The 25,891-nt window shown below is 61.8% G+C and carries 24 protein-coding genes and 1 pseudogene; 2 read left to right on the plus strand and 23 right to left on the minus strand.

Annotation, left to right across the window (positions count from 1 at the left end; all coding sequences use genetic code 11):
* Positions 1-14 precede the first annotated feature (14 nt).
* From BFL40_RS04770 to BFL40_RS04860, 19 genes are read right to left on the minus strand one after another with little or no spacing between them, the layout of a single operon-like run.
* The gene (locus BFL40_RS04770; protein WP_071482676.1) at positions 15-1,241 is read right to left on the minus strand and encodes a beta-ketoacyl-ACP synthase; all 1,227 of its coding nucleotides are present in this window, start codon (positions 1,239-1,241) and stop codon (positions 15-17) included.
* Positions 1,241-1,969 (minus strand): 3-oxoacyl-ACP reductase FabG, encoded by a 729-nt coding sequence (fabG, locus tag BFL40_RS04775; protein ID WP_071482677.1) that lies wholly within the window; start codon positions 1,967-1,969, stop codon positions 1,241-1,243. Before fabG ends, BFL40_RS04770 begins: the two co-directional genes overlap by 1 nt.
* Entirely contained in the window at positions 1,966-2,427 is a 462-nt protein-coding gene (locus BFL40_RS04780) for a hotdog family protein (RefSeq protein WP_071482678.1), read from the minus strand. Before BFL40_RS04780 ends, fabG begins: the two co-directional genes overlap by 4 nt.
* Entirely contained in the window at positions 2,424-3,590 is a 1,167-nt protein-coding gene (locus BFL40_RS04785; protein ID WP_071482679.1) for a beta-ketoacyl-[acyl-carrier-protein] synthase family protein, read from the minus strand. The genes BFL40_RS04780 and BFL40_RS04785 overlap by 4 nt, the downstream gene beginning before the upstream one ends.
* Positions 3,587-4,069, minus strand: a complete 483-nt coding sequence (locus BFL40_RS04790; RefSeq protein ID WP_071482680.1) for a hypothetical protein — start codon at positions 4,067-4,069, stop codon at positions 3,587-3,589. The genes BFL40_RS04785 and BFL40_RS04790 overlap by 4 nt, the downstream gene beginning before the upstream one ends.
* Positions 4,066-4,800 (minus strand): class I SAM-dependent methyltransferase, encoded by a 735-nt coding sequence (locus tag BFL40_RS04795; RefSeq protein ID WP_071482681.1) that lies wholly within the window; start codon positions 4,798-4,800, stop codon positions 4,066-4,068. The genes BFL40_RS04790 and BFL40_RS04795 overlap by 4 nt, the downstream gene beginning before the upstream one ends.
* Positions 4,797-6,044, minus strand: coding sequence for an NAD(P)/FAD-dependent oxidoreductase (locus tag BFL40_RS04800; RefSeq protein WP_074851667.1), 1,248 nt, complete (start codon positions 6,042-6,044; stop codon positions 4,797-4,799). Before BFL40_RS04800 ends, BFL40_RS04795 begins: the two co-directional genes overlap by 4 nt.
* A gap of 33 nt (positions 6,045-6,077) precedes the next feature.
* The gene (locus BFL40_RS04805; RefSeq protein WP_071482683.1) at positions 6,078-8,390 is read right to left on the minus strand and encodes an MMPL family transporter; all 2,313 of its coding nucleotides are present in this window, start codon (positions 8,388-8,390) and stop codon (positions 6,078-6,080) included.
* Complete coding sequence (locus tag BFL40_RS04810; protein ID WP_071482684.1) at positions 8,380-8,970, minus strand: outer membrane lipoprotein carrier protein LolA; 591 nt, start codon at positions 8,968-8,970, stop codon at positions 8,380-8,382. The genes BFL40_RS04805 and BFL40_RS04810 overlap by 11 nt, the downstream gene beginning before the upstream one ends.
* Entirely contained in the window at positions 8,967-9,392 is a 426-nt protein-coding gene (locus BFL40_RS04815; protein WP_071482685.1) for an acyl-CoA thioesterase, read from the minus strand. Before BFL40_RS04815 ends, BFL40_RS04810 begins: the two co-directional genes overlap by 4 nt.
* A complete protein-coding gene (locus tag BFL40_RS04820; RefSeq protein WP_071482686.1) occupies positions 9,385-10,926 on the minus strand; it encodes an HAL/PAL/TAL family ammonia-lyase in 1,542 nt (513 codons plus the stop codon). Before BFL40_RS04820 ends, BFL40_RS04815 begins: the two co-directional genes overlap by 8 nt.
* Positions 10,910-11,845, minus strand: a complete 936-nt coding sequence (locus BFL40_RS04825; RefSeq protein WP_071482687.1) for a lysophospholipid acyltransferase family protein — start codon at positions 11,843-11,845, stop codon at positions 10,910-10,912. The genes BFL40_RS04820 and BFL40_RS04825 overlap by 17 nt, the downstream gene beginning before the upstream one ends.
* Positions 11,842-12,576: a glycosyltransferase family 2 protein gene (locus tag BFL40_RS04830; RefSeq protein ID WP_071482688.1), complete on the minus strand. Its 735-nt coding sequence runs from the start codon at positions 12,574-12,576 to the stop codon at positions 11,842-11,844. Before BFL40_RS04830 ends, BFL40_RS04825 begins: the two co-directional genes overlap by 4 nt.
* Positions 12,569-14,239 carry an acyl-CoA synthetase family protein gene (locus tag BFL40_RS04835; protein ID WP_071482689.1) on the minus strand — a complete coding sequence of 557 codons (1,671 nt, stop codon included), beginning with the start codon at positions 14,237-14,239 and terminating at the stop codon, positions 12,569-12,571. Before BFL40_RS04835 ends, BFL40_RS04830 begins: the two co-directional genes overlap by 8 nt.
* Entirely contained in the window at positions 14,236-14,781 is a 546-nt protein-coding gene (locus BFL40_RS04840; protein WP_071482690.1) for a COG4648 family protein, read from the minus strand. Before BFL40_RS04840 ends, BFL40_RS04835 begins: the two co-directional genes overlap by 4 nt.
* Complete coding sequence (locus tag BFL40_RS04845) at positions 14,778-15,032, minus strand: acyl carrier protein (RefSeq protein ID WP_016979215.1); 255 nt, start codon at positions 15,030-15,032, stop codon at positions 14,778-14,780. Before BFL40_RS04845 ends, BFL40_RS04840 begins: the two co-directional genes overlap by 4 nt.
* 9 nt (positions 15,033-15,041) lie before the next feature.
* Positions 15,042-15,311: a phosphopantetheine-binding protein gene (locus BFL40_RS04850; protein WP_071482691.1), complete on the minus strand. Its 270-nt coding sequence runs from the start codon at positions 15,309-15,311 to the stop codon at positions 15,042-15,044.
* Positions 15,289-16,101: a lysophospholipid acyltransferase family protein gene (locus BFL40_RS04855; RefSeq protein ID WP_071482692.1), complete on the minus strand. Its 813-nt coding sequence runs from the start codon at positions 16,099-16,101 to the stop codon at positions 15,289-15,291. The genes BFL40_RS04850 and BFL40_RS04855 overlap by 23 nt, the downstream gene beginning before the upstream one ends.
* Positions 16,077-16,796 carry a beta-ketoacyl synthase chain length factor gene (locus tag BFL40_RS04860; RefSeq protein ID WP_071482693.1) on the minus strand — a complete coding sequence of 240 codons (720 nt, stop codon included), beginning with the start codon at positions 16,794-16,796 and terminating at the stop codon, positions 16,077-16,079. Before BFL40_RS04860 ends, BFL40_RS04855 begins: the two co-directional genes overlap by 25 nt.
* Before the next feature lie 348 nt (positions 16,797-17,144).
* Between BFL40_RS04860 and BFL40_RS04865 the strand changes: the two genes are divergently transcribed.
* The gene (locus BFL40_RS04865) at positions 17,145-17,915 is read left to right on the plus strand and encodes a ParA family protein (protein WP_071482694.1); all 771 of its coding nucleotides are present in this window, start codon (positions 17,145-17,147) and stop codon (positions 17,913-17,915) included.
* 269 nt (positions 17,916-18,184) lie between these two features.
* On the opposite strand, the gene trxC is transcribed toward BFL40_RS04865, so the two are convergent.
* Entirely contained in the window at positions 18,185-18,619 is a 435-nt protein-coding gene (gene trxC, locus BFL40_RS04870; RefSeq protein WP_071482695.1) for a thioredoxin TrxC, read from the minus strand.
* 189 nt (positions 18,620-18,808) lie between these two features.
* Between trxC and BFL40_RS04875 the strand changes: the two are divergent.
* A pseudogene (locus BFL40_RS04875) lies at positions 18,809-19,081 on the plus strand (helix-turn-helix domain-containing protein); the annotation flags it as partial.
* 5 nt (positions 19,082-19,086) lie between these two features.
* On the opposite strand, the gene selO reads toward BFL40_RS04875, so the two are convergent.
* The 3 genes from selO to BFL40_RS04890 are packed head-to-tail and all read right to left on the minus strand — an operon-like array spanning position 19,087 to position 25,737.
* Positions 19,087-20,550, minus strand: coding sequence for a protein adenylyltransferase SelO (gene selO, locus BFL40_RS04880; protein ID WP_071482696.1), 1,464 nt, complete (start codon positions 20,548-20,550; stop codon positions 19,087-19,089).
* A gap of 48 nt (positions 20,551-20,598) precedes the next feature.
* Complete coding sequence (mscK, locus tag BFL40_RS04885; protein WP_071482697.1) at positions 20,599-23,937, minus strand: mechanosensitive channel MscK; 3,339 nt, start codon at positions 23,935-23,937, stop codon at positions 20,599-20,601.
* 57 nt (positions 23,938-23,994) lie between these two features.
* A complete protein-coding gene (locus BFL40_RS04890; protein ID WP_071482698.1) occupies positions 23,995-25,737 on the minus strand; it encodes a potassium/proton antiporter in 1,743 nt (580 codons plus the stop codon).
* Positions 25,738-25,891 lie beyond the last annotated feature (154 nt).

Genomic DNA, 25,891 nt, shown 5'->3' on the forward strand with positions numbered 1-25,891 from the left:
AATCGATTAAAAATTCAAGACCAGCGGCGGAAGATCAGCGACGTGTTGACGCCGCCAAAGGCAAAGTTGTTGTTCATTACGTAGTCGTGGTGCATCTCGCGGAATTCACCTTGCAGGTAATCCAGCTCGCCGCACTGCGGGTCGACCGAATCCAGGTTGAAGGTGTGCACGTATTGATCGCGGTTCATCATCTCGATGCTGAACCAAGACTCCAACGCCCCGCACGCGCCCAAGGTGTGGCCGAGGAAGCTCTTCTGCGAGCTGATCGGCATGCGGCTGCCAAACAGGCTGCTGGTGGCCAGGGTCTCGGCGATGTCGCCTTGGTCGGTGGCAGTGCCGTGGCCGTTGACGTAGCCGATGGCGGAGGGCTCCAGCCCGGCATCTTCCAGGGCCAGTTCCATCGCGCGACGCATGGTTTTCTGCTCAGGGCGAGTGGTGTGCTGGCCGTCGGCGTTGCTGCCGAAACCGACCAGCTCGGCGTGGATGTGCGCACCGCGCGCCAAGGCGTGCTCCAGTTCTTCAAGCACCAGCATGCCGCCGCCTTCACCGATCACCAGGCCGTCACGAGCACTGTCGTAAGGGCGCGGGCTGGTTTGAGGGGCGTCGTTTTTCAGGCTGGTGGCGTACAGCGCATCGAACACCATGGCTTCGGTGGGGCACAGTTCTTCGGCGCCGCCGGCGAGCATCAAGGGCAGGCGACCGAACTTGATCGCCTCGTAGGCATAGCCGATGCCCTGGCTGCCACTGGTGCAGGCGCTGGACGTGGGGATCAAGCGCCCGGTGAGGCCAAAGAAGATGCTGATATTCGCTGCCGTGGTGTGCGGCATCATCCGTACATAGGAGTTGGCATTCAGCCCCTCGGCCACCGAGTTCAGCAGCATATTGCCGAAGGCCTTGATCTCGTCGGTGCTGCCGGTGGACGAGCCGCAGGCCACGCCCATGCGCCCGTCCTTGATCGATTCGTCACCGAGCAAACCCGCGTCCTTCAGCGCCTGCTCCGCTGCCCACACCGCCAGGCGCGAGACGCGACCCATGCTGCGCAGTTGCTTGCGGGTCCAGTGGGCGGGCACGGCGAAGTCGTCGATAGGCCCGGCCAGGCGGGTGTTCAATTCGGTAAAGCGGTCCCACTCATCCATACGGCGAATGCCGCTGCGGTTGGCGCGAAAGTTGGCCGCGATGCTGTCCCAATCGCTGCCCAGGGAGGTGACGCCGGCCATGCCGGTCACTACGACGCGCTTCATCAGCACAGACCTCCATTCACGGCCAAGACTTGGCGAGTGATATAGCCGGCTTCGGCCGACATCAGGAAGTTCACCGCTGCGGCCACTTCTTCCGGCGTACCTATACGCTGCGCGGGAATCATCTTCATCAGTTCATCCACCGGTACGTTTTCATCGAGCATCGCGGTGTCGATCAGCCCGGGTGCCACGCAGTTGACGGTGATTTTGCGCTTGCCCAACTCAATGGCCAGGGCCTTGGCGGCGCCAATCAAGCCGGCTTTCGAAGCGCTGTAATTGACTTGGCCACGGTTGCCGATCAACCCGGAGACCGAGGTGATGCACACGATGCGCCCGGCAGCGCGACGACGAATCATCGGCATCATCACCGGGTGCAGCACGTTGTAGAAACCGTCGAGGTTGGTGCGCATCACCACATCCCAATCGTCTTCGGACAACGCGGGGAACGCGCCGTCGCGGGTCAGGCCGGCATTGAGCACCACGCCGTAGTAGGCACCATGCAGCTCCACATCGGCTTCCAGGATTTCTTTACAGGTTGCGCGATCCGCCACGTCGAATTGCAGCACCCGCGCCTTACGCCCCAGTGCCTCGATTTCGACCTGCACCGCCTCCGCTTCAGCACGACCACTGCGGCAATGCAGCACGATGTCATGCCCGGCCTGGGCCAGGCGCAGGGCAATGGCGCGGCCGATGCCACGGCTGGAGCCGGTGACCAGTACGGATTCAGTCATGGCGTTTCGTCCTTCGATTCATCTAAATAGTTGGCCGCCTGGGGCGGTCGAAATACGTTCAAGCGGGCGCTGGCCTGGATACCGTCGCCGGTGAGGTGGCATTCGAACACACCCATGCCGTTATCGTCTTCCAGGGAGCGCAGGCCGTGGATGGTCAGCTCGGCGCCTGCCGGGAAGTGCTCCACATTGCACTCGAACTTACGTGTGCCCAACAGGAAACCCAGTTCCACCGCTTCGCCTTTTTGGCGGGCGCGGCAACCGGCGTAGGCGGCGACGCTTTGCGCCATCAACTCAATGCCGACCCAGGCCGGCAGGCTGCCGTCGGGCTGGTTGAACAGGCCGCCGGGCGTGACGGTGACGCGGGTGTGAATCTGCTCTTCATCGAACGACAGCACCTGGTCGATCAGGATCATGTCGCCCGCATGGGGCAGCAGTTCGGCGAGTGGCCAGTTGATCATGGGGCCTCTGCGATTATCAGGCTGACGTTGTTACCACCGAAGGCAAACGAGTTGCTCATCAGGCAGCGTTTTTTCAAGGTGTCGCCGGTGTGCGCCCATTGCAAGGCAGGCAGCGTCGGGTCGGCGTTGCCGTCCCACACATGCGGCGGTACCACACCGTGGGTCAGGCTCAGCCAGCAGAACGCCGCTTCCAACGCACCGGCTGCACCGAGGGTGTGGCCGCTCATGGGTTTGGTCGACGAGCAGGCCACGCCATTCGGAAACAGGCTGGCTACCGCCAGGCTTTCCATGGCGTCGTTATGTTGGGTCGCGGTGCCGTGCAGGTTCAGGTAACCGATTTGTTCAGGCGCAAGTTTTGCGCTGGCCAGGGCCTTGCGCATCGCCAGCAACGCGCCTTTGCCGGTAGGCTCTGGCGCGGAAATATGGTGCGCGTCGCAACTGGCTCCGCTGCCCAACAGGGCAATAGGTGCTGGCTGTTTAGTCATCAGAAACAGCACGGCCGCTTCGCCGATATTGATGCCATTACGGTTCACCGAAAACGGATTGCAGCGCTCGCTCGACACCGCTTCCAGCGAGCTAAACCCATTGAGGGTCAGCTTGCAGAGGCTGTCGACACCGCCGCAGATCACCGCGTCGCACACGCCCAGATCCAGCAGGCGCTGGGCACTCATCAGTGCGCGAGCGCTGGAGGTGCAGGCGGTGGAAATCACATAGGCCGGGCCGCTCAGTTGCAGCCAGTCGGCAAGGAAGTTTGCCGGGGCGCTGAGTTCCTGTTGCTGGTAGTCGTAGTCGCCGGGGAACTGCTTGTCGCGCAGGTAATGCGCGATGCCACGGCTCGCTTCGTCGATACCCGAGGTGCTGGTGCCCAGCACAATGCCGATCCGCGAGGCGCCGTAGGTGTGGATCGCCTGGCGGATCTCATCCTCAATCTGCAGCGCCGCTTCCAGCAGCAACTGGTTGTTGCGGCTGCTTTGCTGGTTCAGTTCCACAGGGATGGTCGCCAGTTCGCCATGTACACCGGCCACCGGCAGCACGCGATCCGGCACCCAGCCGCTTTCGGCGCGCATACCGGAGCAGTCACCGGAAAACAGGCTGCGGCTGACTTCGGCCTGGCCACGGCCCAAGGCGCAAATCACGCCGAGCGCATTCAGATAGGCGGTCATCGGGCAGCACCCAGCGGCGTGATGCGATAGCTCAACGGCTGCCCCGCCATGTTCACGCTGAACACCTCTGAGGACTGATACACGATTTGCCAATGACCCGGCAGGGTGCGTGTGAGGTCCATCGCCTGGGCGTTCGGATACAGCGCAGGCACGTCATCCGCCGAGGTCAGGGCAAACAGCAGCGCGGCAAACAACTCCCGTGCCTGGGGGTTGGGCGGCAACAGTCCATCGGCTTGCCACTCGCCATTGATCAGCTTTTGCCGTGCCTGGGGAATGCCCAACGGGTCCATCATCGACCAGCGAATCCCGCCACCTTCATGCTGGATCACCAGCAACCAGTCCTGGCTCTGGCCGTCCGCCAGGCGCTGCACATGCAGTTGCATCGGCAAGGCCAGGGCCGGGACTTTTTCGGGCAGCGGTGGCTGGCTGGCGCAAGCGCTCAGCAGCAACAGGCAACCCATCAACAGCAAGCGGATCATGGGGCGACGCTCTCCAAGGGTTTACGCGCCACGCAGTTGACCAGGGTTTCTTCGCGCTGGCCCACCGGCGGCGGGTTGCGCAGGCCCCAGCGCTCCAGCAGGCCGAAATCACTGGAACGGCTCCACCACAAGTACGGGTACGAGACATTCTGCGGGCCGAATTCAAAGCCCTGTTCGCGGATCATTTCCAGGTACTCTTCGGCGCTTTTTTGCACGTGCATCGGGTGGCGGAACAGCCAGCGAATCACCCAGGTGTCGATATAGGCTTCAGTTGACTCGGCAAACAGCAAATAGCCGCCCGGCTTGAGTACCCGATAAAATTCTTTGAGTGCGCGATGCTGTTCAACCAGGTGATGGAAGGTTTGGTGGCAGAACAGGATATCGACGCTGGCGTCCGGTACGTTGAGCGTAGCGCAGTCGCTGCCGATCAGTTCGATGGCCAAACCTTGGCGTTCCGCTTCGGCCTTGCTCAGTTCCAGGCTGTGGGGGTCGGCATCCAGGCCGATCAGGCGCTCTGGCGTGAACACTTGCTGCAAATATCGGAACGACTTGCCCTGGCCGCAACCGGCGTCCAGCAATACTGGCGCCACCGGCAGCGGGTCGCTGAACAGGCTGCGCAGGTCGTTGATCGCCACGCGCAACACGTGGTGCTGCCAAGTGTGGCTGCGCAGGAACCAGAAACCGAACTTGGTTTCTTCGACGTAGTTTTTACTCAGGTACTGACTGCTCACACTGCATCCCCTGCACAAATCTCCGACAACATCCGTAGCCGCCGCTTGGGCTCGCTGACAAACGGGTTGCGCTCATCCCAGGCGTAACCCGCGAGGATCGAACAGATCATCCGGCGAATCTCCGGCGAGCTGCCGGGGTGGAAAATCACATCCTGGAAGGTCCCGGCGTACCAGCCTTCGACGTAGCAGCGGAAGGTATCGACGCCGCGCTTCAAAGGTTCGGCAAACTCGGTTTGCCAATCCACCGTTTCGCCCTTTAGCTGGCGATGCAGGAGGCCTGCGGCCATGCTCGCCGAACGCATGGCAATGGTCACGCCGGAGGAGAACACCGGGTCGAGGAATTCCGCCGCGTTGCCCAGCAGCGCAAAGCCTGGGCCGTGCAGGGTTTTGACATTGGCTGCATAGCCGCCGATGGTGCGCGCGGGCGTATCCCAAACGGCGTTTTGTAGCACGCCGGACAGGCTAGGGGTTTCGTCGATAAATCCACGCAGGCAGGCGTCGAGATCGCTGTCGCGGCCATCGAAGTGTTCCTTGGCGGCAACTACGCCCACCGAGCAGCGGCCGTTGCTGAACGGGATCGTCCAGAACCAGATATCGCGCTTCGTCGGGTGGGTCGTTACGAGAATTTTGGTGCGGTCGAAGCCTGAGTGTTCGATGCGGTCTTCGATGTGGGTGAATACCGCCTGGCGCACCGGGAAATTCGACGGCATGTCCAAGTCCAGCAAGCGTGGCAGCACGCGGCCATAGCCGCTGGCGTCGAGCACGAACTTGGCCTTGAGGTGGTACTCGCTGCCGTTCTCTCGGCGTACGTGCAGGTAGCGGCACTCGCCACCCAGATCCACACCGACGATGGTTTCGCCGTAGCGAATGTCCACACCTTGCAACTTGGCCTGATCGGCCAGCAACTTGTCGAATTCGCCGCGCTGCACCTGGAAGGTAGTGGGCTTGCCGTTGCTGAACGTGTCACCGAAATCAAACGCGCTGTAGTGCTCGCCCCAAGCGAACGCGGCACCGGTTTTCACCTGGAAGCCCGCCGCCTGCACGGCGTCGAGCATGCCGGCTTCTTCGATAAAGTCGATGCAGTGGGACAACAGGCTTTCGCCAATCGAGAAGCGTGGGAAATGCTGGCGCTCAATAATCAATACATCATGCCCGTTGCGCTTTAACAGCGCGGCGGCGATGGCACCGGACGGCCCGGCACCGATCACCACCACCTGGCGACGTTCCATTTCAACTGTGGGCACGAGGGCTCCTTGCCACTTTGGCGATAATCTCATTCATAAGGCGTGTTTCTGTTGCCCGGCCCAGGGCGCCAGCATAAAGCTGAATGCCAGGCCCAGGCTGACCGATAAGCCGAAATTACTCACAGCCGGCGTACTCGATACCGCCAGCAGGCCAAACGACAACCAGGTCGTCAGCGCTGCCAGCAGCGTACCCAAAAGACTCACGGCGGCACCGCCGATCTGCTCGCGCATCAAAATCGCGTAATCGACGCTGATGGCCGTGACCAACAGCAGGCCAAACAGGCTGAACAGGGTCAGCGGCTGGCCCAGCCAACCCAGGCTGGCCAGGCTGCACAGTGCGGCGAGCAATGGCAGGGCGACGATACGCAAGGCACCGCCAAAACCGAAGGGCAGGATCAGCAGCAGTACGATCAGCACGCAGGACATCAATTTCAGTTCAGCGGCGCTGATCTGCGTGTCGGCGAATACCCGGTTCAAGTCCCCCAAGCGATCCACCAACTGCACCCCCGGCAAATCCACGGCCTGGACTCGCAGCAGCGCCGGGTTATTCAAGCCTTGCAGGCTGACCATCGCCGCCACGCCGCTGTCCACCGGGCCCAGCCACAGCATGCGCCAAGGCTCGGCCAATGGGCCGATCAGCGCGGCATCGATGTTTTCGATGGGCAGCGCCTGCAAGTGTCCAAGCTCCGCTTGCAGGGCGCTGGCGGGGACGCCGAGGTCCAGCAGCGGCTGCCAGTGTTGCGGCAGCGTGTTCAGCGCATCACGCAGCCGTTGTTGTTCGGCAGGGAGGTTGACGATCTGATTGAGCGCCAGGTAACCCTGAAGCTTGTCCATGTTCACCAATTGGTCCAGGCGTTGGCCCAGGGCGGCTTGGCGTTCCAGCAACTGCTGCTGATTGTCCGCTCGCACCAGGAAGAACTGGCTGGTGGGTTGGAAGCCGGTGATGCGGGCTACGGCCTGCGCCTCTTGCAGCAATTGCGGCGGCGCGCCGATCCATTGGCGAATATCGTTTTTACTGTTCAAGTGCCACAGGCCACCGGCGCAGAACAGCAGTACCAACGCCAGCAGCACCGGGCTCGGCACGCGTTTGATCAACGAAGCACGCACTAGCCACAGGCATTCGGCGATGCGCAGCGGCCACTGCGCCGGGCGCAATTCGATGCCCTTGAGCAGCGCCGGTAACAGGCACACTGCCGACAGGTAGGCACCGACTAAGCCGGCTGCGGAGAACACGGCGATTTGCGTCAGCGCCGGGAAGGGCGTCCACGCCAGCGCCAGGTAGCCGATGCAACTGGTGGCCAGGCTCAGGCTCAGCCCTGGCAGTGTCAGGCGTAGCGCAGGCCAACTGCGCCACGGGTTCATGCTCCAGCTTTTCGACAGATAGTGCAGCGGGTAATCCACCGCCACGCCGATCAGGCTGGAGCCCAGCACCAGTGTCATCACATGCATATGGCCGAACAGCGCCACACAGGCCACCGCGCCAAACAGCATGCCCACCAACACCGGCACAAACGCCAGCAGTACGCGCCAGCGGCGGAAGGCCAACAACAGCAGCAACAGAATGCCAAGGGTGGCGCCGCCACCGACCCAGGTGATTTCCCGCGTGGCCTGCTGCTGACCATTCGCCGCATACAGCAATCCACTGGCCGCGAGCAGTTGTGCGCCTTGCTGGCTGGCTTGCTCACGGCTCGCTTTAAGTAAGTCCGCCACTTGCACCGGCAGTTTCATATCGAAGGCATTGCCGGTAGTACGCGCCCGCAGCAACACCCAGCTCTTGCCGTCGGCGTCGGCGATCAATGCGCCGCTGCCGATATCCAGCTGCACCGACCCGTGCTGCGGCTGGCTGTTTTGGATGCGTCCGGTCAGGCCCAGCCAATCGTCCTGGCTCGGGACCAGGCTGAATCCGGTGAAAGGGTCGAACAGCGACTGCACACGCTGTTGGATGAATGCGTCGGGGTGGTCGATCAGTTGCTCGCGGTCTTTGGCCGACAGCATTGCCAGACGCCCGCGCAGCAGTTGCTCACGCAGTGCCGGCAAGTCGGCTTGCAGGTTCCACTGGACCTTTTCAAAAAGGCCACTGGCCTGCCAGCGCTCGCTCAATTGCTGCGCGATGGACACTGCTTGCTGGCGGTCAGTATGGCCGACCAGCACCAGCATCTCGCGGTTCAGCGGTTCCTGCATGCGCTGCTCGGCTAGCTGCTCCAGAGCGTCCGGCGTGTTGCCCGGCACCAGCTCCATCAGGTTGGCCGACAGCGGTGCACCGTGGCGCCATTGCCAGCCGGCCAGGGCCAGCACGCCTACCAGCAGAATCAGGAACAGGCGCGGCAGCAGGCGCTCACTGGGCAAAGTCGTGTTGCTCCGCGTCACTCAGTGGAAGAGCTGCAGTGCTGTCCTGCATACGCAGCACGGTGCTGTCGCCCTGGGTCTCCAGCAGTTCGATTTTTTGCACCCGCTCGCCACCGTCGATGTTGATCTGGGTGAAGACTTGTTTTAACAGCAGCGAACGCGGGATCAGCGTCAGCTTCCATTGGCTGGCTTCGCCTTGCAGCTGCAATTCGAAATCACGCTGCAAGCCGCTGCTGTCGCCTTGGAGCACGGCGAGGAACAGACGATTCTGCTCGGCACCGGCGCTCTTGTTCGGCAGCAGTTGCCAGCCATTGGCGTCACGGCGGGCGATGCCCTGAGCACTGATGCGGTAGTCCTGTTGCAGCGGGGTTTTCAGCAGCCACAGCAGGCCGTGGTCTTTGGCGAGCACGAAGGTGCCTTTGCTGACCAAGGGTTGGGGCAGGGCACGGAGGTGTTTTTCTTGAATGAAGCTGCCGTGGATCACTGACGGTTTCGCCAATTGATCGCTGAGTTGTTGCAGGTCGAAGGCATGGGCGCTGAGGCTCAGCAATAGGCCCGCCAACAGGAGAAATACTCTCATGCCAAGGCCCTCTCAACCGCTTCCACAAATACTGTCGGCGACGCCAATTGCATCTCACGGCTGGCGACGTCCACCGCTACCTGCACGGTGCTGGCACGGGTCAAGCGCTCGCCGCTGGCAAGGTCGGTAATCAGGTAATTGACCTTCAAGCGGTTCTCCCACTCCACCAAACTGGCGCGCACATTGATCGTCTGGCCAAACATCGCGCCGCGCACGTAGCGCAGCTGCATATCGATCACCGGCCAGGCGTAGCCCGACTCGAGCATCGCCGTGTAGTTGTGGCCGATCTTATCCAGCAGTGCGCAGCGCGCCACTTCCAGGTACTTCACGTAATGCCCGTGCCACACCACGTTCATGGTGTCGACGTCGAAAAATGGCACGAGGATTTCGGTGTCGCTGTGCAGTACGCCCTGGCTACGCATGCAGCCTCCAATGTTGTTCTGCAATGCGCTTCAGGCATAGGCGAAGCTCGCCTTCCAGGGCACGGTCTTCGATGACCGGCGGGAAGTCCTTGGCGAGTTCTGCATGCATGGCGGCCAAGGCCGGCGGTAGGGCGCGCGCATCTTCAGCTTGGGCACGCAGCCAAACACCTTGGTTGGCGGCGAGCAAGGTGGCCGCGGCGACTTGTTCAGTCAGCTCCAGCACGCGGATTGCGTCGCGCGCGGCGATGGTGCCCATGCTCACCTTGTCCTGGTTATGGCACTCGGTGGAGCGCGAGAACACGCTGGCCGGCATCGTGTTTTTCAGTGCTTCGGCGGTCCAGGCGCTGGTACCGATCTGCACCGCCTTGAAGCCGTGGTTGATCATCGCGCGGTCGGCCGGCGCGCCCGACAGGTTACTCGGCAGGCCGTGGTTGTAGCGCACGTCCACCAGCAGCGCGAGTTGACGGTCGAGCAGGTCGGCGACGTTGGCCACCAGGGTCTTGAGGCTGTCCATGGCGAAGGCGATATGGCCGCCGTAGAAGTGGCCGCCGTGCAGCACACGTTCTTCTTCGGCGTCGATGATCGGGTTGTCGTTGGCGCTGTTCAGTTCGATCTCGATGAACGAACGCAGCCAGTTCAGGCTGTCGGCCAGCACGCCGAGGACGTGGGGTGCACAGCGCAGCGAGTAGCGATCCTGCAAGCGATGCAGCGGTGCGGTGGGTGCATCAATCGCCAGGTCTTTGCGCAGCCAGGCGGCGACTTGCATTTGCCCCGGGTGCGGCTTGGCGGCGAACAGGCGCTCGTCGAAGTGTTCCGGGTTGCCTTGCAACGCCACCACGTTCAGCGCGGTGATGCGTGTGGCCAGTTGCAGCAGGTAGTCGGCACGGGCGAACGCCAGGCAGGCCAGGCCGGTCATCACGGCGGTGCCGTTCATCAGCGCCAGGGCTTCCTTTGGGCGCAAAACCAGCGGGTCCCAGCCCAGCTCACGGTGCACGTCGGCGGCCTGGCGACGCTCGCCACGGAACATCACTTCACGCTCGCCGGACAAGGTCGCGGCCACATAGGACAGCGGGGTCAGATCGCCGCTGGCGCCCACCGAGCCCTCTTCCGGGATCAACGGTAGAACGTCGTGTTCGAGAAACGCATGCAGGCGCTCCAGCAACTCAACGCGCACGCCGGACACGCCGTGGCACAGCGACTGCAAACGCGCCGCCAGTACCGCGCGGGTGGCTTGTGCATCGAGCAACTTGCCCAGGCCGCAACCGTGGAACGTGTAGAGGTGACGCGGCAACGCTTCGACGTGTTGCAACGGCACCGCCACCACGCACGAGTCGCCGTAGCCGGTGGTCACGCCGTAGATCACGCCTTCCTTGTCCAGCAGCGAGTCGAGGAACTGCGCGCCTTTGGCAATGCGCTGGCGATACGCCGCGTCATCTTGCAACTGCGTGGGCGCCTGACGGTTGGCCAGGGCCAGCACGTCTTCAATGCGCAATGGGCGTTCGCCAAAGGTTACCGGCTCAAGATGCGTCGTCATCGGTCTTCCAGAAAGGGTAAAAGTTGAACCATTGTTGGGGCGCTTCCAGGCAGAACTGGCCCAGGCGCGCGGCGTAGCATGCGGTCCACTGGGCGATCACCTGCTCGCGGGTGCTGCGCTTCCATTCGATCAATTGGGCGAACGGCTCGATGCTCAGGCGATAGCGGCCGTTGTGTTTCAGGCACATCAGCAGGTTGACCGGGCATTTGAGCAGGCCGGCCAGCAGCCACGGGCCTTGGGGGAAGGCGGCGTCAACGCCGAGGAAATCCACGCGCACCGTGCGCCCGCCATGCAGCGGCACGCGGTCGCCGGCGATGGCCAGCCACTCGCCCTCGTCCAGGCGCTGGCTGAGCAGCAGCATGGTGGCCGGGTCCAACTCGCTGACTTGAATCAGGCGCAGATGGGTGGCCCCGGCCTCGCCCAGCAGGCGGTTGAATTGTTCGGCGTGCTTGGTGTGCACCAGCACGTTCATGGTGACTTGTTCACCGATCTCCGCGAGCGCTCGGCACACTTCCAGGTTGCCCAGGTGCGCACCCACCAGCATCTGCCCACGTTCGCCGCGCAGTTGCCCGCGCAATTGCGCGGGGTCGTTGATTTCGATTTGCTCGATGCGCAGCTTGCCGTTCCACACGTCGAGCTTGTCGAGCAAGGCGTCGGCGAAGGCCATGAATTGGCCGAAGACTCTTCTGTGGGTAGGGCGCAGCTCATCGCGACCGCTCCATTGCGCGAGGCGCTGCTGGTATTCCCAGGCGCTCTGGCGCGCGGTGCGGCCGAACAGGAAAAAGTACAGAACGATGCCGTACAGCACCGGGCTCAGCAGTCGACGGCCGAGCACCTTGGCGGCGACGGCGGTGAGTTTCATCAGCCAGAAACTGCCGCGCTCCTCGCGGTCGGCCCAGTGCTTGGTGCTGTCGCTCATGCCTGCCACCGTCGCCACAGAATCATCGGCGCGCGCACCAACATGCCGAAGAACAGGCGGGTGTGCATGACGGAGATGCGCACGTTGTCGCGGAACAGGCGGAAATGCGACAGGCCGTCGGCGGGGTAATGCACCTTCGTCGGCAGCCAGCGCATCGGTTGGTTGCGCCAGGCCAGGCGCACCAGGATGTCCGAGTCGAAATCCATGTGCGTGCCGATGTAGGCCGAGTCCATCAGCGCCAGCGTGGGCGCGAGCGGGTACACGCGAAAGCCACACATAGAGTCGCGAATCTGCAGCGACAAGGTGTTGATCCATACCCACACGTGGGTCAGGTAGCGCGCGTACAAACGGCCCTTGGGTACACTCTCATCGTATTCGGGGTAGCCGCAGATGATGGCGGTTGGATGGGTGCGCGAGGCATCGATAAAGGCTTCGACTTCGCGCAGGTCATGCTGGCCGTCAGCGTCCACTTGCAACGCGTGGGTAAAGCCCTGGCGCGCGGCTTCGCGGAAACCGGCCATGACCGCGCTGCCCTTGCCTTGGTTGTTTGGCAACGTCAGCAAGGTGACGTTTTCAAGCGTCGCCAATTGTGCGAGTACCGCTGCGCAAGCCGGGCTGCTGCCATCGTCCACCAACAGGCACGGCAGGCCGCTGTTCAACAGGCTGTGAACCACGGCCGGCACGGCGGCTTCATGGTTATAGACCGGAATCAGTGCGCAGGGGTTATGCATGGGCGGCTACCAGTTGAATTCGACCACTGGAGCAAGCTGCAACGCCGTTGCGGTAGGCGAAGTACAGCTTGCTGCGTTCCTGGTCGAAGCGCAGGTGCAGCTCGATTTTGTCGCCGGGGCGCACCAGTTGCTGAAACTTGAGCACTTCCATGCCGGCAAAGGTCGCCGGCAAATCGAGCAGTTGTTGGCCCAGGTTGAACGCCCATTCCACCTGAACCACGCCCGGAAGTACCGGCGTTGCCGGGAAGTGGCCGCTGAAATAGGCCAGGTCCGGCGGGATACTCAGTTGCAAGGTCCATTCACCGTCGGCTTCGACCTGCTCCAGCACTTCCGGCGTTTTCGGCCGGGGCGCGAGCAACAGTGCGGCGACATCGGCCTGGGGCAGTTTGCCTTGGGCATTCAGTGGCAACTGGCGCAGCAAACGCCAGCGGCGGGGCAGGGCCAGGGCTTCGCAGTGTTGGCTCAGGTGTTGGCGCAGGGTTTGAGTGACGGCGCGGCGGCCCTGGTTGCGCAAGGCATGCAGGCCGTCGGCACTGAGCACTACCAGCGCGCCGAGGGAAGCGCGGTTTTCCTGCACCACGCCCAGGCGGGTTTCGGTGACCCACGGGTGGGCCATCAGCGCCTGTTCCAGCATCGGCAGGGAGATGCGTTTTTCTTCCAGTTTGACGATGCGGTCCAGGCGACCGAGCAGTTCGAAGCGCCCATCGGCGTGGATGCGCGCAGCGTCAGCGGTCTGTTCGATATGCCCGTCGGGCAGGTAGGGCGAAGCAATGCGCAGGGCGCCGTCGGCGTCCTGGCTCAGTTGAACGTCAGCAAAAGGCTGCCAGGGTTGTGCACCTTGGCGCCAGGCGATGCCGCCGGTTTCCGAGCTGCCGAGGATTTCCGTCGGCCATTGTTGCAAGCGATCATAAAGCTCACCTGCGGCCTCGATAGGCAAGGCGCCGCCAGACGAGAACACCCGCGCCACTTTGCTCAGCGCAGGCCAATCGAGGTTATCGCCCATGCGCTTGAGCAGCGCGGGGCTGGCGACCCAGGCGAACTGCGGGTGTTCGCGACTGGCGCGTTGTAAATCTTCAGGGAAGGCCAACTGTTGGCGCACAAAGGTGCGACCGGCGCATAACGGCCACAGCACGCGGAACAGCAAGCCGTAGATATGCTGTGTGGCGACGCTGCCGATGATGCAGGCGCCCTTGAGGTCCGCGCCCCACAGGGCTTCCAGGGCCTCAACTTCGTTGGCCAGTTGGCGCAGGGTCTTGTCGATACGCTTGGGCTCGCCGCTGGAGCCGGAGGTGCACAGGCTCAGTTGGCAAGTGTCCAGATCGAGTTCGGCAGGGCTCAAAGGTGCCTGATACAGCGCGTCGAGGTCAGTGGCCTCGATCAGCCATGCGTCAACGGCATCATCCCAGCGCTGTCGGGTCTGAGGCTGCAAGTCGGCGGGCAGCAACACGCTGACCCCGGCCCGCCAAGCGCCTAGCAAGGCAATGGCCAGCAAGCCGGCATCTTCCAGATGCACCGCCAAACGCTGGATGCCACGTGCTTGCAGGCCTGCGGCCAGGCTCAGGGAGTGCGCCCACAGTTGAGCGTGATTCATCGCAGGCTCGGTGGTGACCAAACGCTGTTCCAGCGGCTCAAGCAACACGTGCTCAAGTTTCAACCCATTCATACGCGGCCTCGAACCCTTTGTCGTACCAGCCATTCCACGGCAAACAACAGCCCCATCAGCCCGTAGGCGATCAGGCCGTTGTACAACGTCCACCAGCTCAGCGGCGCCCACAGGGTGAGAGCGGCGGCGAGCAGGCCATTACATAGAAAAAACGCGCTCCACACCACGGTGACCTGGCGCGTATACACAATCGCGTGCGGTGGCAGTACCGGGTCGGTCATGCGCGCCAGGCGCTCGACCATCGGCGGGCCGTATTTCAGGCTCAAACCGAACAGCGCCAGCATGAAGGCGCTGACCAGGCTTGGGTACCAACGCAGCAGGTGCGGGTTATCGAACCATGCCAGCACCAAGCAGAACACGATCACCGCCACGGCCATCCAGCGGCTGCCGGGGCGACGTGCACCCGTCAGCGCACGCATCAGCCACAGGCTGCCCAGCAGCAGGCCGAATTGCCACGGTGCAAAGTGTTCGGTGCCGTAATACACCGCGAAGGGGTACAGCAGCCCCGCCAACAACAGGCCAAGGCCGATCAGCCGACTCATGCGGCGGGCGTGACCAGACGGTACACCGCCTCAACCACGTCGTTTACGGTACGCACCGCCTTGAACTCTTCGGCGGCGATCTTCTTGCCGGTCTGGCGCTTGATATGGTCGATCAGGTCCACGGCATCAATGCTGTCGATTTCCAGGTCCTGATACAGATTGGCATCGAGGGTGACACGCTCCGGGGGGAGTTCAAACAGTTCCACCAAGGCATCGCGCAGGGTGTTGAAAATATCGTCACGAGTTTGCATGGTCCGGTCTCAAGCTGCCTGTCTGGCCGTGACAAACGCCGCAAGGCTGGCCACGTTGGTGAAGTGATTGCGGGTGTCCTTGGCGTCGGCATCGATCTTGATGCCGTACTTTTTCTGGATCGCCAGGCCCAATTCCAGGGCGTCTACCGAATCCAGGCCCAGGCCTTCGCCGAACAGGGTTTGGTCGCTACCGATGTCGTCGACGCTGATGTCTTCCAGGCCCAGGGCCTCGATGATCAGCGTCTTTATGTCGTGCTCAAGGCGGTGTCTGTCGCTCATCTTCGGCGAGCTCCTTAATAAAATAGTGGTGCAGGTAATCGTTGAGCTTGCGTGAAGCCTGGGGCGCGGGCCCGAGTGCGGCAAACGCCTGTGGTTCTATATCGGCACCCACCCGCAAACTGAAGTGCACGCGGCATTTTGGGATGCGATACCAGGGTTCGGCCTTGGTCAGGGTGGTGGGGCTGACCTTGATCACCACGGGGGTGATGATTGTCGCACCGCGCAGCGCGATGGCGGCGCCTCCGCGATGAAAGGCAGGCGCTGCGCCGGGTGGGGTGCGGGTGCCTTCGGGGAAAATGATCAGGGTTTGGCCTTCGCGCAGGGCCGCGGCGGCGGCATCGAGCATTTCGGCGCTGCCATCGTTGCTGATGTAGCCGGCTTCACGCACCGGGCCACGGGTGAAGGGGTTTTGCCACAGGCTCTGCTTAACTACGCAGTTGGCCTGGCGCGCCAGGCCGATCAGGAACACCACGTCGATCAGCGACGGGTGGTTGGCGATGATCATCTGGCCCGGACGACCAAGCTTTTCGGCGCCTTCGACGCTGTAAGTCAACACGCCGGCGCGTTGCATCAGGCGAACAAAGCACCAGAACAGCCAACTGATGGTGTGGCGGGCGCGGCGCTGGTGCTTTTCAGCGCTGCCTGGCAGGCAACCGAGCAATGGAAACACTAGTAAACGCAGGCACAGTCCGCCCACGCCGAATAGGAAGAAGCTCGCGGCGGTGGCGAACAGGCGCCAGTAATAGGCGTCCCGTGGCTTGTCGGTCAGGGCTTGCGTTGCCAGTTCCATACGCGGTTCTTCCAGGCATGTTGGCAGGCGGCCTGTTCAGTGAGCAGGGTGCGCAGCAGGTTCAGGGCGTGAGGCCACTGGGTTTGAGTGGGTTGGACAGCGCCGGTTGTGAGTTCCAGTTGCCACTCGTCGCCCGGTGTCAGCAGCAGGCCAAGGGCATAGGGGAACGGTACATCGTGGATCCAGCTGGCATAGGTCTCGGGTGGCTGTTCTTCGGTGATCACCAGTAATACCGCCGGAGCACCTTCGTTAAGCAGTGCGGCGGCTTCAAGCATGCCGTGCTCCAGGCCATCACCGGCGGCCGCGAGGGCGGTCATTTCACTGGTTTCATTGCGCAGGATCGACCACAGGCCAATCACCGCGTTATGCACCGACAGGCTGAACTGGGTGGGCGACAGCGGTTGGTCGTTGGCCAGGTCGCTGAGGATATCGAGGGTGCGCGGGGTCTCACCGTGCCGGGAAATAAACACCAGCGGCAGGTCTTCCAGCCCCTCGGCCAGCGGCCAGCCCACGCTGAACGCCATGCGCGCCAGGCGGCTCAGGCGCCGGCGCTGCATGGCCGGCAGGAATGACACGTCGGGAGAGGCGTCGCTGGCAGGCAGCACCACCGGGGCTCGGCACCAGGCATGCCAGTCGTCCGCGCTGTCAAGGCCAGGCGCCCACGCACGCCATTGGGCGATGTTGAAAGTGATCACTGAGAAGTTATCCCGCCCCTGCGGGCTTCCATGTGCGGTCGTTGGCCCCGAATACCGGGACAGGGAACAATGGCCGAATGGCGCGCATTATCCCGGTGCTGTGGGGTTCTAGCAAACTTTGGTAAAGAATTGTTCACGGCTGATTACAAATAGATGGTGAAGATTTACAGATTGTCCTTTACCGGAGGGTGGGTTGGATTGTCGGACTCTTCCTTTTAATTTGTCGGGTTCGGATCGCCGTCGGTGCGCAGAGTGCCTGTGATGCAGCAGTGCATGGATGAACGAGGTAGCTAACAGGCGCTTTTGCCCTCTACACTCGGACATTCATTGATACACGGAGGTTTTTCCATGCGGCGTGTGGTGTTCAATCAGAAAGGCGGCGTTGGCAAGTCCAGCATTGCCTGCAACCTGGCGGCGGTCAGTGCCAGTGAAGGCTATCGAACCCTGTTGGTGGACCTCGATGCACAGGCCAACTCAACCCAGTACCTCACCGGGCTGACCGGCAACGATATCCCCATGGGGATCGCAGATTTTTTCAAGCAAACCCTGTCTTCCGGGCCGTTTTCCAAGAAAAACCAGGTGGATATCTACGAAACCCCGTTCGACAACCTGCACGTGATCACCGCTACCGCAGAACTGGCAGACCTGCAGCCCAAACTTGAGGCCAAGCACAAGATCAACAAGCTGCGAAAGCTGCTGGATGAGCTGAGCGAAGATTACGATCGGATCTACCTGGATACGCCGCCGGCGCTGAATTTTTACGCGGTTTCAGCGCTGATTGCCGCTGATCGAGTGCTGATCCCTTTCGACTGCGACAGCTTCTCTCGTCAGGCCCTGTACGGCCTGCTGGCTGAAATTGAAGAGTTGAAGGAAGACCACAACGAAGGCCTCGAAGTGGAAGGCATCGTGGTCAACCAGTTCCAGGCTCGGGCGAGCCTGCCGCAGCAAATGCTTGATGAATTGATTGCTGAAGGCCTGCCGGTGCTGCCGGTGTACCTGGCCAGTTCCGTGCGCATGCGCGAGTCGCACCAGGAGAGCAAGCCGCTGATCCACCTGGACCCTCGGCATAAGCTGACACAGCAGTTTGTGGAGTTGCATAACCTGCTGGAAAACGCCTGATGCACTGATCGTTCCCGCGCTCTGCGTGGGAATGCCGCCTGGGGCGCTCCGCGTCCCGCCTGACGCCGCACACCTTAAGATCTGCGCATGGGTGACGCAGAGCGTCACGGTATGCATTCCCACGCAGAGCGTAGGAACGATCTGGCAAGAAGGGTGTGGCCTTTATCGTTGCCTACAGGTAAGCCAGAGTCGCCCGGCTTGTGCGTCTGGATGGGCATTTCTAAGGTTCTTCGGTCACTGAACATAGAATCTCCCGCATTTGACCGTGTTTACACGCCCTGGCTACGCAGCCAACTCATCAATTGCGGCAGCGCAAACGCCCCGCTTTGGCGCGCCACTTCGCGGCCGTTCTTGAACAGGATCAAACTGGGAATCGAGCGAATCCCCAGCTGCGCCGACAACTGCTGGTTGGCTTCGCTGTCGAGCTTGGCTAGCCGGCACTTACCTTCTAACTGTCCAGCCGCCTGCTCGAACACTGGCGCGAACGACTTGCACGGCCCGCACCAATCGGCCCACACATCCACCAGCAACGGCAGGTCGCCCTTGATCTGGCTGGCGTAGTCGCCTTGTTTCAGCTCAAAAGGCTTGTTCAATAAAACTGGTTGTTTGCAGCGCCCACATTTCGGCGCATCGCCCAGGCGCTCGCCGGGGATGCGGTTGAGGCCGTTGCAATGCGGGCAGGGGATTACAAAAGGTTCGGACATGGAGGGCTCCTCTGATGTGGCCAATGGAGTGTATTTGGAGCCGGATACTGGGTTTATCAAGGCGTGTAGGAGGATGACTCATCCACTCACAGTTTCGCCCGTGCTGATGTGAGTCGCCAATCTAGGCTGTTAGAGCCTGTTTTGTTTTGAACCATTGGTCTGTTTTGAGCTATAGCAAATTGCGATATTCAGGACGAGGACAGCCCGCTGATGAGCCTGGTGGATATCCTCAGTGACTGGATCGAGGCTTACGATCATGAGCATCGCCCCATGCCTGTCGCCAGTGGTGTCGATGTGCTGCGCTACATGATGCGCGAACATAATCTCACCCAGAGCGACCTGCCAGGCGTTGGCGCCCGGTCGGTCGTCTCTGAGGTCTTGAGCGGCAAGCGCCAGCTCAACCTGCGGCAAATTCGTTGGCTAGCCGAGCGTTTTGGCGTTTCAGTAGAAACCTTTATCTGAGGCTTTTACGACGAACAACTAATCTCCAAATGTTTGCCCCAATCCGGTGGCCGCTGGGCGTACTGTTCCATCCCCGGCTGTTCTTCAAACGGCTTGGACAGCACTTCATGCAGCCGCCGCACTTCGCTGTAATCCCCTGACTCTGCGGCGGTGATGGCGTTCTGCGCAAGATAGTTGCGCAGGATGTACAGCGGATTTACCGCGTGCATCCGCTCACGGCGCTGTTCTTCGCTGTCATCGCCGTCCCGCGCTGCGCGGGCTTTGTACAGCTCGGCCCAGGCATCAAACCCGGCAAGGTCGACAAAGTCATCACGCAACCGCGCCACAGCCAACGCCGCTGACTCATCCCCCAGGCGGCGGAAGAACAGCGTGTAGTCCACGCCGCTGTTCTGCATCAGTTTCAACAACTGCTCCACCAGCTTCTGGTCATCCTCTTCGGCGGTAGTCAGCCCCAGCCGGCGACGCATCAGGTCCAGGTAATGTGCCTGGTACAGCGGCAGGTACAGGCCAAGCGCTTCTTTCAAGGCATCGACGCTGATAAACGGCGTCAATGCCTGGGCCAGCGCACTGAGGTTCCACTGCCCAATCGGCACCTGATTGCTGAAGGAATAACGCCCTTCATGGTCGGAATGGTTACAGATGAAGTGCGCGTCAAAATCATCAAGAAACGCAAATGGCCCGAAGTCGAAGGTGATGCCGAGGATCGACATGTTGTCGGTGTTCATCACCCCATGACAGAAGCCATACGCCTGCCAGTTGGCGATCAGCTCGGCGTTGCGCTCGACGATTTCACGGAACATTGCCAAGTACGGCTCAGGCTGTTCCTGGCACTCGGGGAAGTGCAGTTTCAACACGTGTTCCGCCAGCTCTGCCTGTTGCTCAGGCTTCTTGGTGTAATAGAAGTATTCGAAATGCCCGAAGCGGATATGGCTGTGAGCCAGGCGCAACACCATCGCGCCGCGTTCCTGCTTCTCACGCCACACGGGGGTGCTGGAGCCGATCACACATAACGCGCGACTGCTGGGGATGCCCAGCGCCTGCAGCGCTTCAGAGGCGAGAAACTCACGAATTGATGAGCGCAGCACGGCGCGGCCATCGCCCATCCGCGAGTAAGGCGTCATCCCGGCGCCCTTGAGGTGCAGGTCCCAATGCTCGCCCGCTTCGTTATACACCTCGCCCAGCAACAACCCTCGGCCATCGCCCAGTTGCGGCGTGTAGCCGCCAAACTGATGCCCTGAATAGACCATCGCCCGCGGTTCCGCTTCCGCCCACAGCTTGTGTCCGCTGAACAGCTCGGCGAATACCGGCGTTTCAGCCACCGCCGGGTCGAGGTCGAGCAGGGCCATGGCGGCATTGCTCGCCACCACAAGGCGCGGTTCGTCGAGGGGTTCGGGCAATACGTGGGTTGAGAACGCGTCGCCCAGGCGTGCGAAGCGGTTGTCGAAGGTCAGTTCGTCGAGGGCTTTCACCGGCCATCTCCAGCAGAATGTCCGAGCATTCTGCTGGGGATAGGCGTTTTAGTCGAGTTTGCTCGGCGGTGGTGCTTGCACGCCGCCGTCGTTGGCGGGCTTGGCCGGGGTGTCGACTTCCACCAGTTTGTATTCCTGGCCGTGAAGGTTCTTGAGGTAGACCTCCATCTGGCGGAACGAGATGTTGATGTGGTGGTTTTTGAACTCGCGGTTGATAAAGCGGTTCACCTCGTCGATCACCGGGTTACGGTCACCGAGGTCGCGCACGTGCATGCGCAGTTCGTGGTCGAGGGTACTTTCGCCGAAGTTGAGGAAGTACACATGGGGTTCCGGTTCTTTCAGCACCCGCGGGTTTTCTCGCGCGGCCCGAAGTAACAGTTCCTTCACCAGATCCAGGTCGGAGCCGTAATCCACACCCAGCTTCAGGGTGACGCGGGTGATGGTGTCGGTCAGCGACCAGTTGATCAGTTGCCCGGTGATGAAAGTCTTGTTCGGGACAATGATGTCCTTGCGATCAAAGTCGGTAATGGTTGTGGCGCGGATACGAATCTTGCTCACCGTACCCGACAGGTTGCCGATGGTGATGGTGTCGCCGATCCGTACCGGACGCTCGAACAGGATCATGATGCCGGAGATAAAGTTCGCGAAGATCTCCTGCATCCCGAAGCCCAATCCCACCGACAGCGCTGCGACCAGCCATTGCAACTTGTCCCAGCTCACGCCGAGGGTGGACAGGGTTGAGACAAAGCCGACGCCGGCAATCACATAGGACAGCAAGGTCGTGGTGGCGTAGGCGCTGCCTTGGGCCAGGTCCAGTTTGGACAGCACCAACACTTCCAGCAAACCGGGCAAGTTGCGCGCCAGGGCGAAGGTGATGCCGACGATGATCGACGCCCCGAGCAAGTCGCCGATGCTGATCGGCACCATGCTGATATTGGCGCCGGTGCCGCTGGTGTATTCGTAGAGTGTGATGTTGTCCAGGTAGGAGAACACCGTGATCAGGTCTTTCCACACCCAATACAGCGCCGCGATAAAGCCGCCGAGCAAGGCCAGGCGGATCAGTCGCATCGACTGTTCGTTGACCTGTTCGATGTCCAGGGTCGGTTCCTCGATCACCGCTTCGCCATCGCCGGCCTCCTTGGCGGCCTGGCGTTTGGCCAAAGCCCGGGCATAGGCCAGGCGCCGTGCGGCAACCCCCAGGCCCCGTACGAAGGTGGCTTCGATCACCAGCCAGAACATCAGCAGGTACAGGGTATTGATCAACCGGTCGCTGAGTTTGAGCGCGGTGTAGTAGTAGCCAAAGCACACTGCGATAAACAGGGCTATCGGGAGGGCGGTAAACAGCAAACCCATGGCTTTACGGAACAACGAGGCTTTTTCGTGAGTCGGGCTGTTCAGCAGCAGGCGCCCCAGCAGCCAGGCCATCAGCGCGTAGCAGGTCAGCACCACGCCGATGCCCAGCACGTCGTCGGACAGCGCCGCAGGCTGATGTTCAGCGATGGCCACCACGGCCACCAGGGCCAGGACCACCAACCCGAGTTTGCGTATCCACGCTTGGAGAAAGGCCACTTGAGGTCGTTCCCAACGGAAGTGCAGTTCCGCCACGCCACCCGGCGCGAGGATGCGGTAGGCGGTGTAGAACACCAGCCATGCCTGGGCGATCTGCAACAGCGCCGCGCCGAGGTTGGCGTTTTGCCCACGGGCGTCGATCTGCAACGCATAACCGCACAGCGCCAGGCCCAGGGTCACCGGCAACGCCAGCAGGATATTCACCAGGATCGCCACTGGCGTGTGCCATTGGCTGTCGCGCTTGAAGTGGCCGATATCGAGGTGGATCTTTTTCAGGCGCAGGTACAGGTAGCTGCGACGCCACAACAGGGCACCGATCAACAGCAGCAACGGCAGGAACAGCAGCGGGCGCTGGGTCAGGCCGTCATACAGTTCACTGACGCTGGAGGCCCACGGCAACGTAGTGACCTGCCTGCTCAGGTGATCCGGTACGGTTTCCAGCCATTCGGTGTCCAGCGGCTTGTTGCTGGGGATCCAGAACATCTGCTCGTCGAGCGTCGCGCGCAAGGTGGTGGCGGTGCTGAGCAACTGTTTCTGGTTCAACTGCAACGTGATGGATTCGTTCAGCAGTGCGCTCAATTCACGGCTCAGGCGTTCCAGAAGATCGCTACGGGTGACTGCCAGTTCCAGCAAGGTGCGCCGCAGTTGCGGGGTGACGTCGTCCGGCGGCTGGTTGGCCAGCAAGTTATCCACATAGGTGGCGGGGGAGCTGATCAGCTCGCGTTGCTGGTTGACCTCGAACTGGTACAGACGAATGTTGGCGATATCGTCTGCCAGGTTACGGTCCACGGTGAGGCGTGGCAGTGCTTGTTTCTGTTTATAGAGAATCTTGGAGAGCAGCAGGCTGCCCTTGAGCACGTTGATCTGCTCGTCCAGGGCCGAGTCGCTTTGGGTTACGGTGTCCAGTTGCTGCTTGGTTTGCAGGTTTTTCTGGGTCAGCTCATTGAGACGGTCGGTGCTTTTGAGCAGATAGTCGGACAGCTTGAGGTTGTCGGCGCTTTCCGAGGCCAGCAGGCTGCTGCCACCGGCTTTCTGTGCTTCGATGGACTGTTGGGTAACGGTCTGCTGGGACTGGGCCAGGCGTTTCTGGTTGATCAGGGTTTGCAGGTCCTGGATCTCTTGCTCCAGGCGCGCGGTCTTTTCTACCACCAGGTCATGTTGGCTGTTGCCCAGGTCTTGCAATTGGCTGTTACCGGCCAGTTCCTGGCGGCGCAGGGGGATCAGGGCGTTCAGCGCGGCGAGTTCCGCGTTCAACTGGTTACGCAGGTCACCGCTGAGGGTTTTGCCGTTGTCTTTACCGAGCTTGAGGGTCGTGTTGATCTGCTGGATGCGCGTCTGGCTGTTGCTGATTTCGGTTTGCGCGCGCTCGGGGCGGGTCTGGGCGGCGATGGTCAGGCTGTTGGCGTCGGCCAGTTCTTTTTGCAGGTCGCCTTGCTGGGTGGTGCGTTGCACCAGTAATTGCTCGAGTTGCGGTACCGGCAGGGTGGCGTAGCGCTGCGCCACCGGGATGACCTTGGTGGCCTTGAGCCGGACCAGTTCGCGCTGGTTATCGGTGGTCTGGCGCGGGGCGTCTTCCAGCTGGCGCTTGAGGTCGACGAGGCGCTGCTCGTAATCCTGCTTGTTGCCCAGGTAGGTCAGGGTCTGTTGCAGGATGGTTTGCAGCGCCTTCATGTCGGCGTCGGGCAGCTTGCGGTCGGGCAGCTTGTCCAGGGTTTGCTGGATGGCGTCGGCGCTGGGCGGGTCGGCGGCGTAAACGTTGCCGACACAAAGGGTCAGGCCCAGCAAGGTGGTGGCTAAGAAGGTGCGCAGTAGTGTCATGGGTACCGGTCTAGCTAGGCAAAGAAGGTGGGGGCGTGGCGCCAATAGCCCCGCAGTTTAGAGGAAGAGCCCAGGACCTGGGCGACTCCCTTCGGGGAATTTGACGCCGACTTTTCCGATCTTGTTCCCGTCCATGACGGCGACGGTCCAGATCGTGTTGTTCCATTCCACTTGGTCGCCGACGATCGGTGCCCCGCCAACTTTCTGGGTGATGAAGCTGCTCAGTGGCATATCCGGGTCGATACCCTCGAGCTTGAGCCCGTACAGGGCGGAAACCGCGCCCAGTTGGGCGTCGCCTTCCAGTACGAAGTCGCCGAAAAAGCGCAGGTCGAGGCCGCGTTGCGGTGCCTGGCTGAACAGTTTGCCGAGGGCCGCAAGGTTGTGTTCATGGCCGATTACACAGAGCAAATCGTCGACTTCCAGCACCGTACTACCCGACGGATGGAGCAGTTGCTGCCCACGGAACAGTGCGGCGATGCGTGTGCCTTCGGGCATTTTCAGTTCGCGCAGTGCCGCGCCGATGCACCATTTTTCCGCACCCAGTCGGTAGACGAACAGCTCCCATGCGCTGGTAACGTGCACTTCCAGCGCCGCGCGGGAAATCGGCGCAGGTTCTGGCGGTACGGTCACTTTCAGCAGCTTGGCCACCCACGGCAGGCTCGTGCCCTGCACCAGCAGCGACACCAGCACGATAAAGAACGCCAGGTTGAAGTACAGCTGTGCATGGGGCAGGCCGGCCATCAGCGGGAACACCGCCAGAATGATCGGGACCGCACCGCGCAGGCCGACCCAGGCGATAAAGGCTTTTTCACGACCGTGGAAGGCCTTGAACGGCAGCAGGCCGACCATTACCGACAGCGGCCGTGCAAACAGGATCATCCACAACGCCAGGCCCAAGGCCGGCAATGCGATTGGCAGCAAATCATGGGGTGTGACCAGTAGGCCCAGCACCAGGAACATGCCGATCTGCGCCAGCCACGCCATGCCGTCGAGCATATGCAAAATGCCATGACGACTGCGCACCGGGCGGTTACCGATCACCAGGCCGCACAGGTACACCGCGAGGAAGCCGCTGCCGTGCAGGGCGTTGGTCAGGGCGAACACCACCAGACCGCCGGAAATCACCAGGATCGGGTACAGGCCGTTGGCCAGGTTGATGCGGTTGACCATCTGCAACATCAACCAGCCGCCGCCGAGGCCGATGATGCCGCCGATGCCGAATTCGCGGATCAGGTGGCCCAGCAGGCTCCAGTGCAGCCCGGTCTGGCCGCTGGCGAGCATGTCGATCAGGGTAACGGTGAGAAACACCGCCATCGGGTCGTTGCTGCCGGATTCGATTTCCAGGCTGGCGGTCACCCGTTCGTTGAGGCCCTTGCCGCCCAGCAGCGAGAACACGGCGGCGGCGTCTGTGGAGCCGACGATGGCGCCGATCAGCAAGCCTTGAATGATATTGAGGTCGAACAGCCAGGCCGCCGCCATGCCGGTGAGGCCGGTGGTAATCAACACCCCCACGGTGGCCAGCGACAACGCCGGCCACAGTGCCACGCGGAAACTCGCCACCCGTGTGCGCAAACCGCCATCGAGCAGAATCACGGCCAAGGCGAGGTTGCCCACCAGGTAGGCGGTCGGGTAGTTATCGAAGATGATGCCGCCGCCGTCGACACCGGCGACCATGCCCACAGCCAGGATGATCACCAGAATCGGGATGCCCAGTCGGGACGAAAGAGAACTCACCAGAATGCTCGCACCCACCAGCAACGCGCCGATCAAGAACAGGCTGTTGATGGTCGTCGCATTCAAAGGCAGTACTCCATGAGCAGGAAAAACAGGCACAAACTGACCATGCAGTCTGCGTGCCAGCGATTCTAACCTGTTGAATTGCTGCGCTGTCAAAAGATCATTCCCACGCTCTGCGTGGGAATGCAGCTTGTGACGCTCCGCGTCACGCCCTGGA

It is taken from the genome of Pseudomonas costantinii (assembly GCF_001870435.1).
Taxonomy (GTDB): Bacteria; Pseudomonadota; Gammaproteobacteria; order Pseudomonadales; family Pseudomonadaceae; genus Aquipseudomonas; species Aquipseudomonas costantinii.

Excerpts from the sequence above, each read along its gene's own strand:
- BFL40_RS04770 (WP_071482676.1), bottom strand. The coding sequence starts at position 1,241 with ATGAAGCGCGTCGTAGTGACCGGCATGGCCGGCGTCACCTCCCTGGGC.
- fabG (WP_071482677.1), bottom strand. The coding sequence starts at position 1,969 with ATGACTGAATCCGTACTGGTCACCGGCTCCAGCCGTGGCATCGGCCGC.
- BFL40_RS04780 (WP_071482678.1), bottom strand. The coding sequence starts at position 2,427 with ATGATCAACTGGCCACTCGCCGAACTGCTGCCCCATGCGGGCGACATG.
- BFL40_RS04785 (WP_071482679.1), bottom strand. The coding sequence starts at position 3,590 with ATGACCGCCTATCTGAATGCGCTCGGCGTGATTTGCGCCTTGGGCCGT.
- BFL40_RS04790 (WP_071482680.1), bottom strand. The coding sequence starts at position 4,069 with ATGATCCGCTTGCTGTTGATGGGTTGCCTGTTGCTGCTGAGCGCTTGC.
- BFL40_RS04810 (WP_071482684.1), bottom strand. The coding sequence starts at position 8,970 with ATGAGAGTATTTCTCCTGTTGGCGGGCCTATTGCTGAGCCTCAGCGCC.
- BFL40_RS04815 (WP_071482685.1), bottom strand. The coding sequence starts at position 9,392 with ATGCGTAGCCAGGGCGTACTGCACAGCGACACCGAAATCCTCGTGCCA.
- BFL40_RS04820 (WP_071482686.1), bottom strand. The coding sequence starts at position 10,926 with ATGACGACGCATCTTGAGCCGGTAACCTTTGGCGAACGCCCATTGCGC.
- BFL40_RS04825 (WP_071482687.1), bottom strand. The coding sequence starts at position 11,845 with ATGAGCGACAGCACCAAGCACTGGGCCGACCGCGAGGAGCGCGGCAGT.
- BFL40_RS04830 (WP_071482688.1), bottom strand. The coding sequence starts at position 12,576 with ATGCATAACCCCTGCGCACTGATTCCGGTCTATAACCATGAAGCCGCC.
- BFL40_RS04835 (WP_071482689.1), bottom strand. The coding sequence starts at position 14,239 with ATGAATGGGTTGAAACTTGAGCACGTGTTGCTTGAGCCGCTGGAACAG.
- BFL40_RS04840 (WP_071482690.1), bottom strand. The coding sequence starts at position 14,781 with ATGAGTCGGCTGATCGGCCTTGGCCTGTTGTTGGCGGGGCTGCTGTAC.
- BFL40_RS04845 (WP_016979215.1), bottom strand. The coding sequence starts at position 15,032 with ATGCAAACTCGTGACGATATTTTCAACACCCTGCGCGATGCCTTGGTG.
- BFL40_RS04850 (WP_071482691.1), bottom strand. The coding sequence starts at position 15,311 with ATGAGCGACAGACACCGCCTTGAGCACGACATAAAGACGCTGATCATC.
- BFL40_RS04855 (WP_071482692.1), bottom strand. The coding sequence starts at position 16,101 with ATGGAACTGGCAACGCAAGCCCTGACCGACAAGCCACGGGACGCCTAT.
- BFL40_RS04865 (WP_071482694.1), top strand. The coding sequence starts at position 17,145 with ATGCGGCGTGTGGTGTTCAATCAGAAAGGCGGCGTTGGCAAGTCCAGC.
- trxC (WP_071482695.1), bottom strand. The coding sequence starts at position 18,619 with ATGTCCGAACCTTTTGTAATCCCCTGCCCGCATTGCAACGGCCTCAAC.
- mscK (WP_071482697.1), bottom strand. The coding sequence starts at position 23,937 with ATGACACTACTGCGCACCTTCTTAGCCACCACCTTGCTGGGCCTGACC.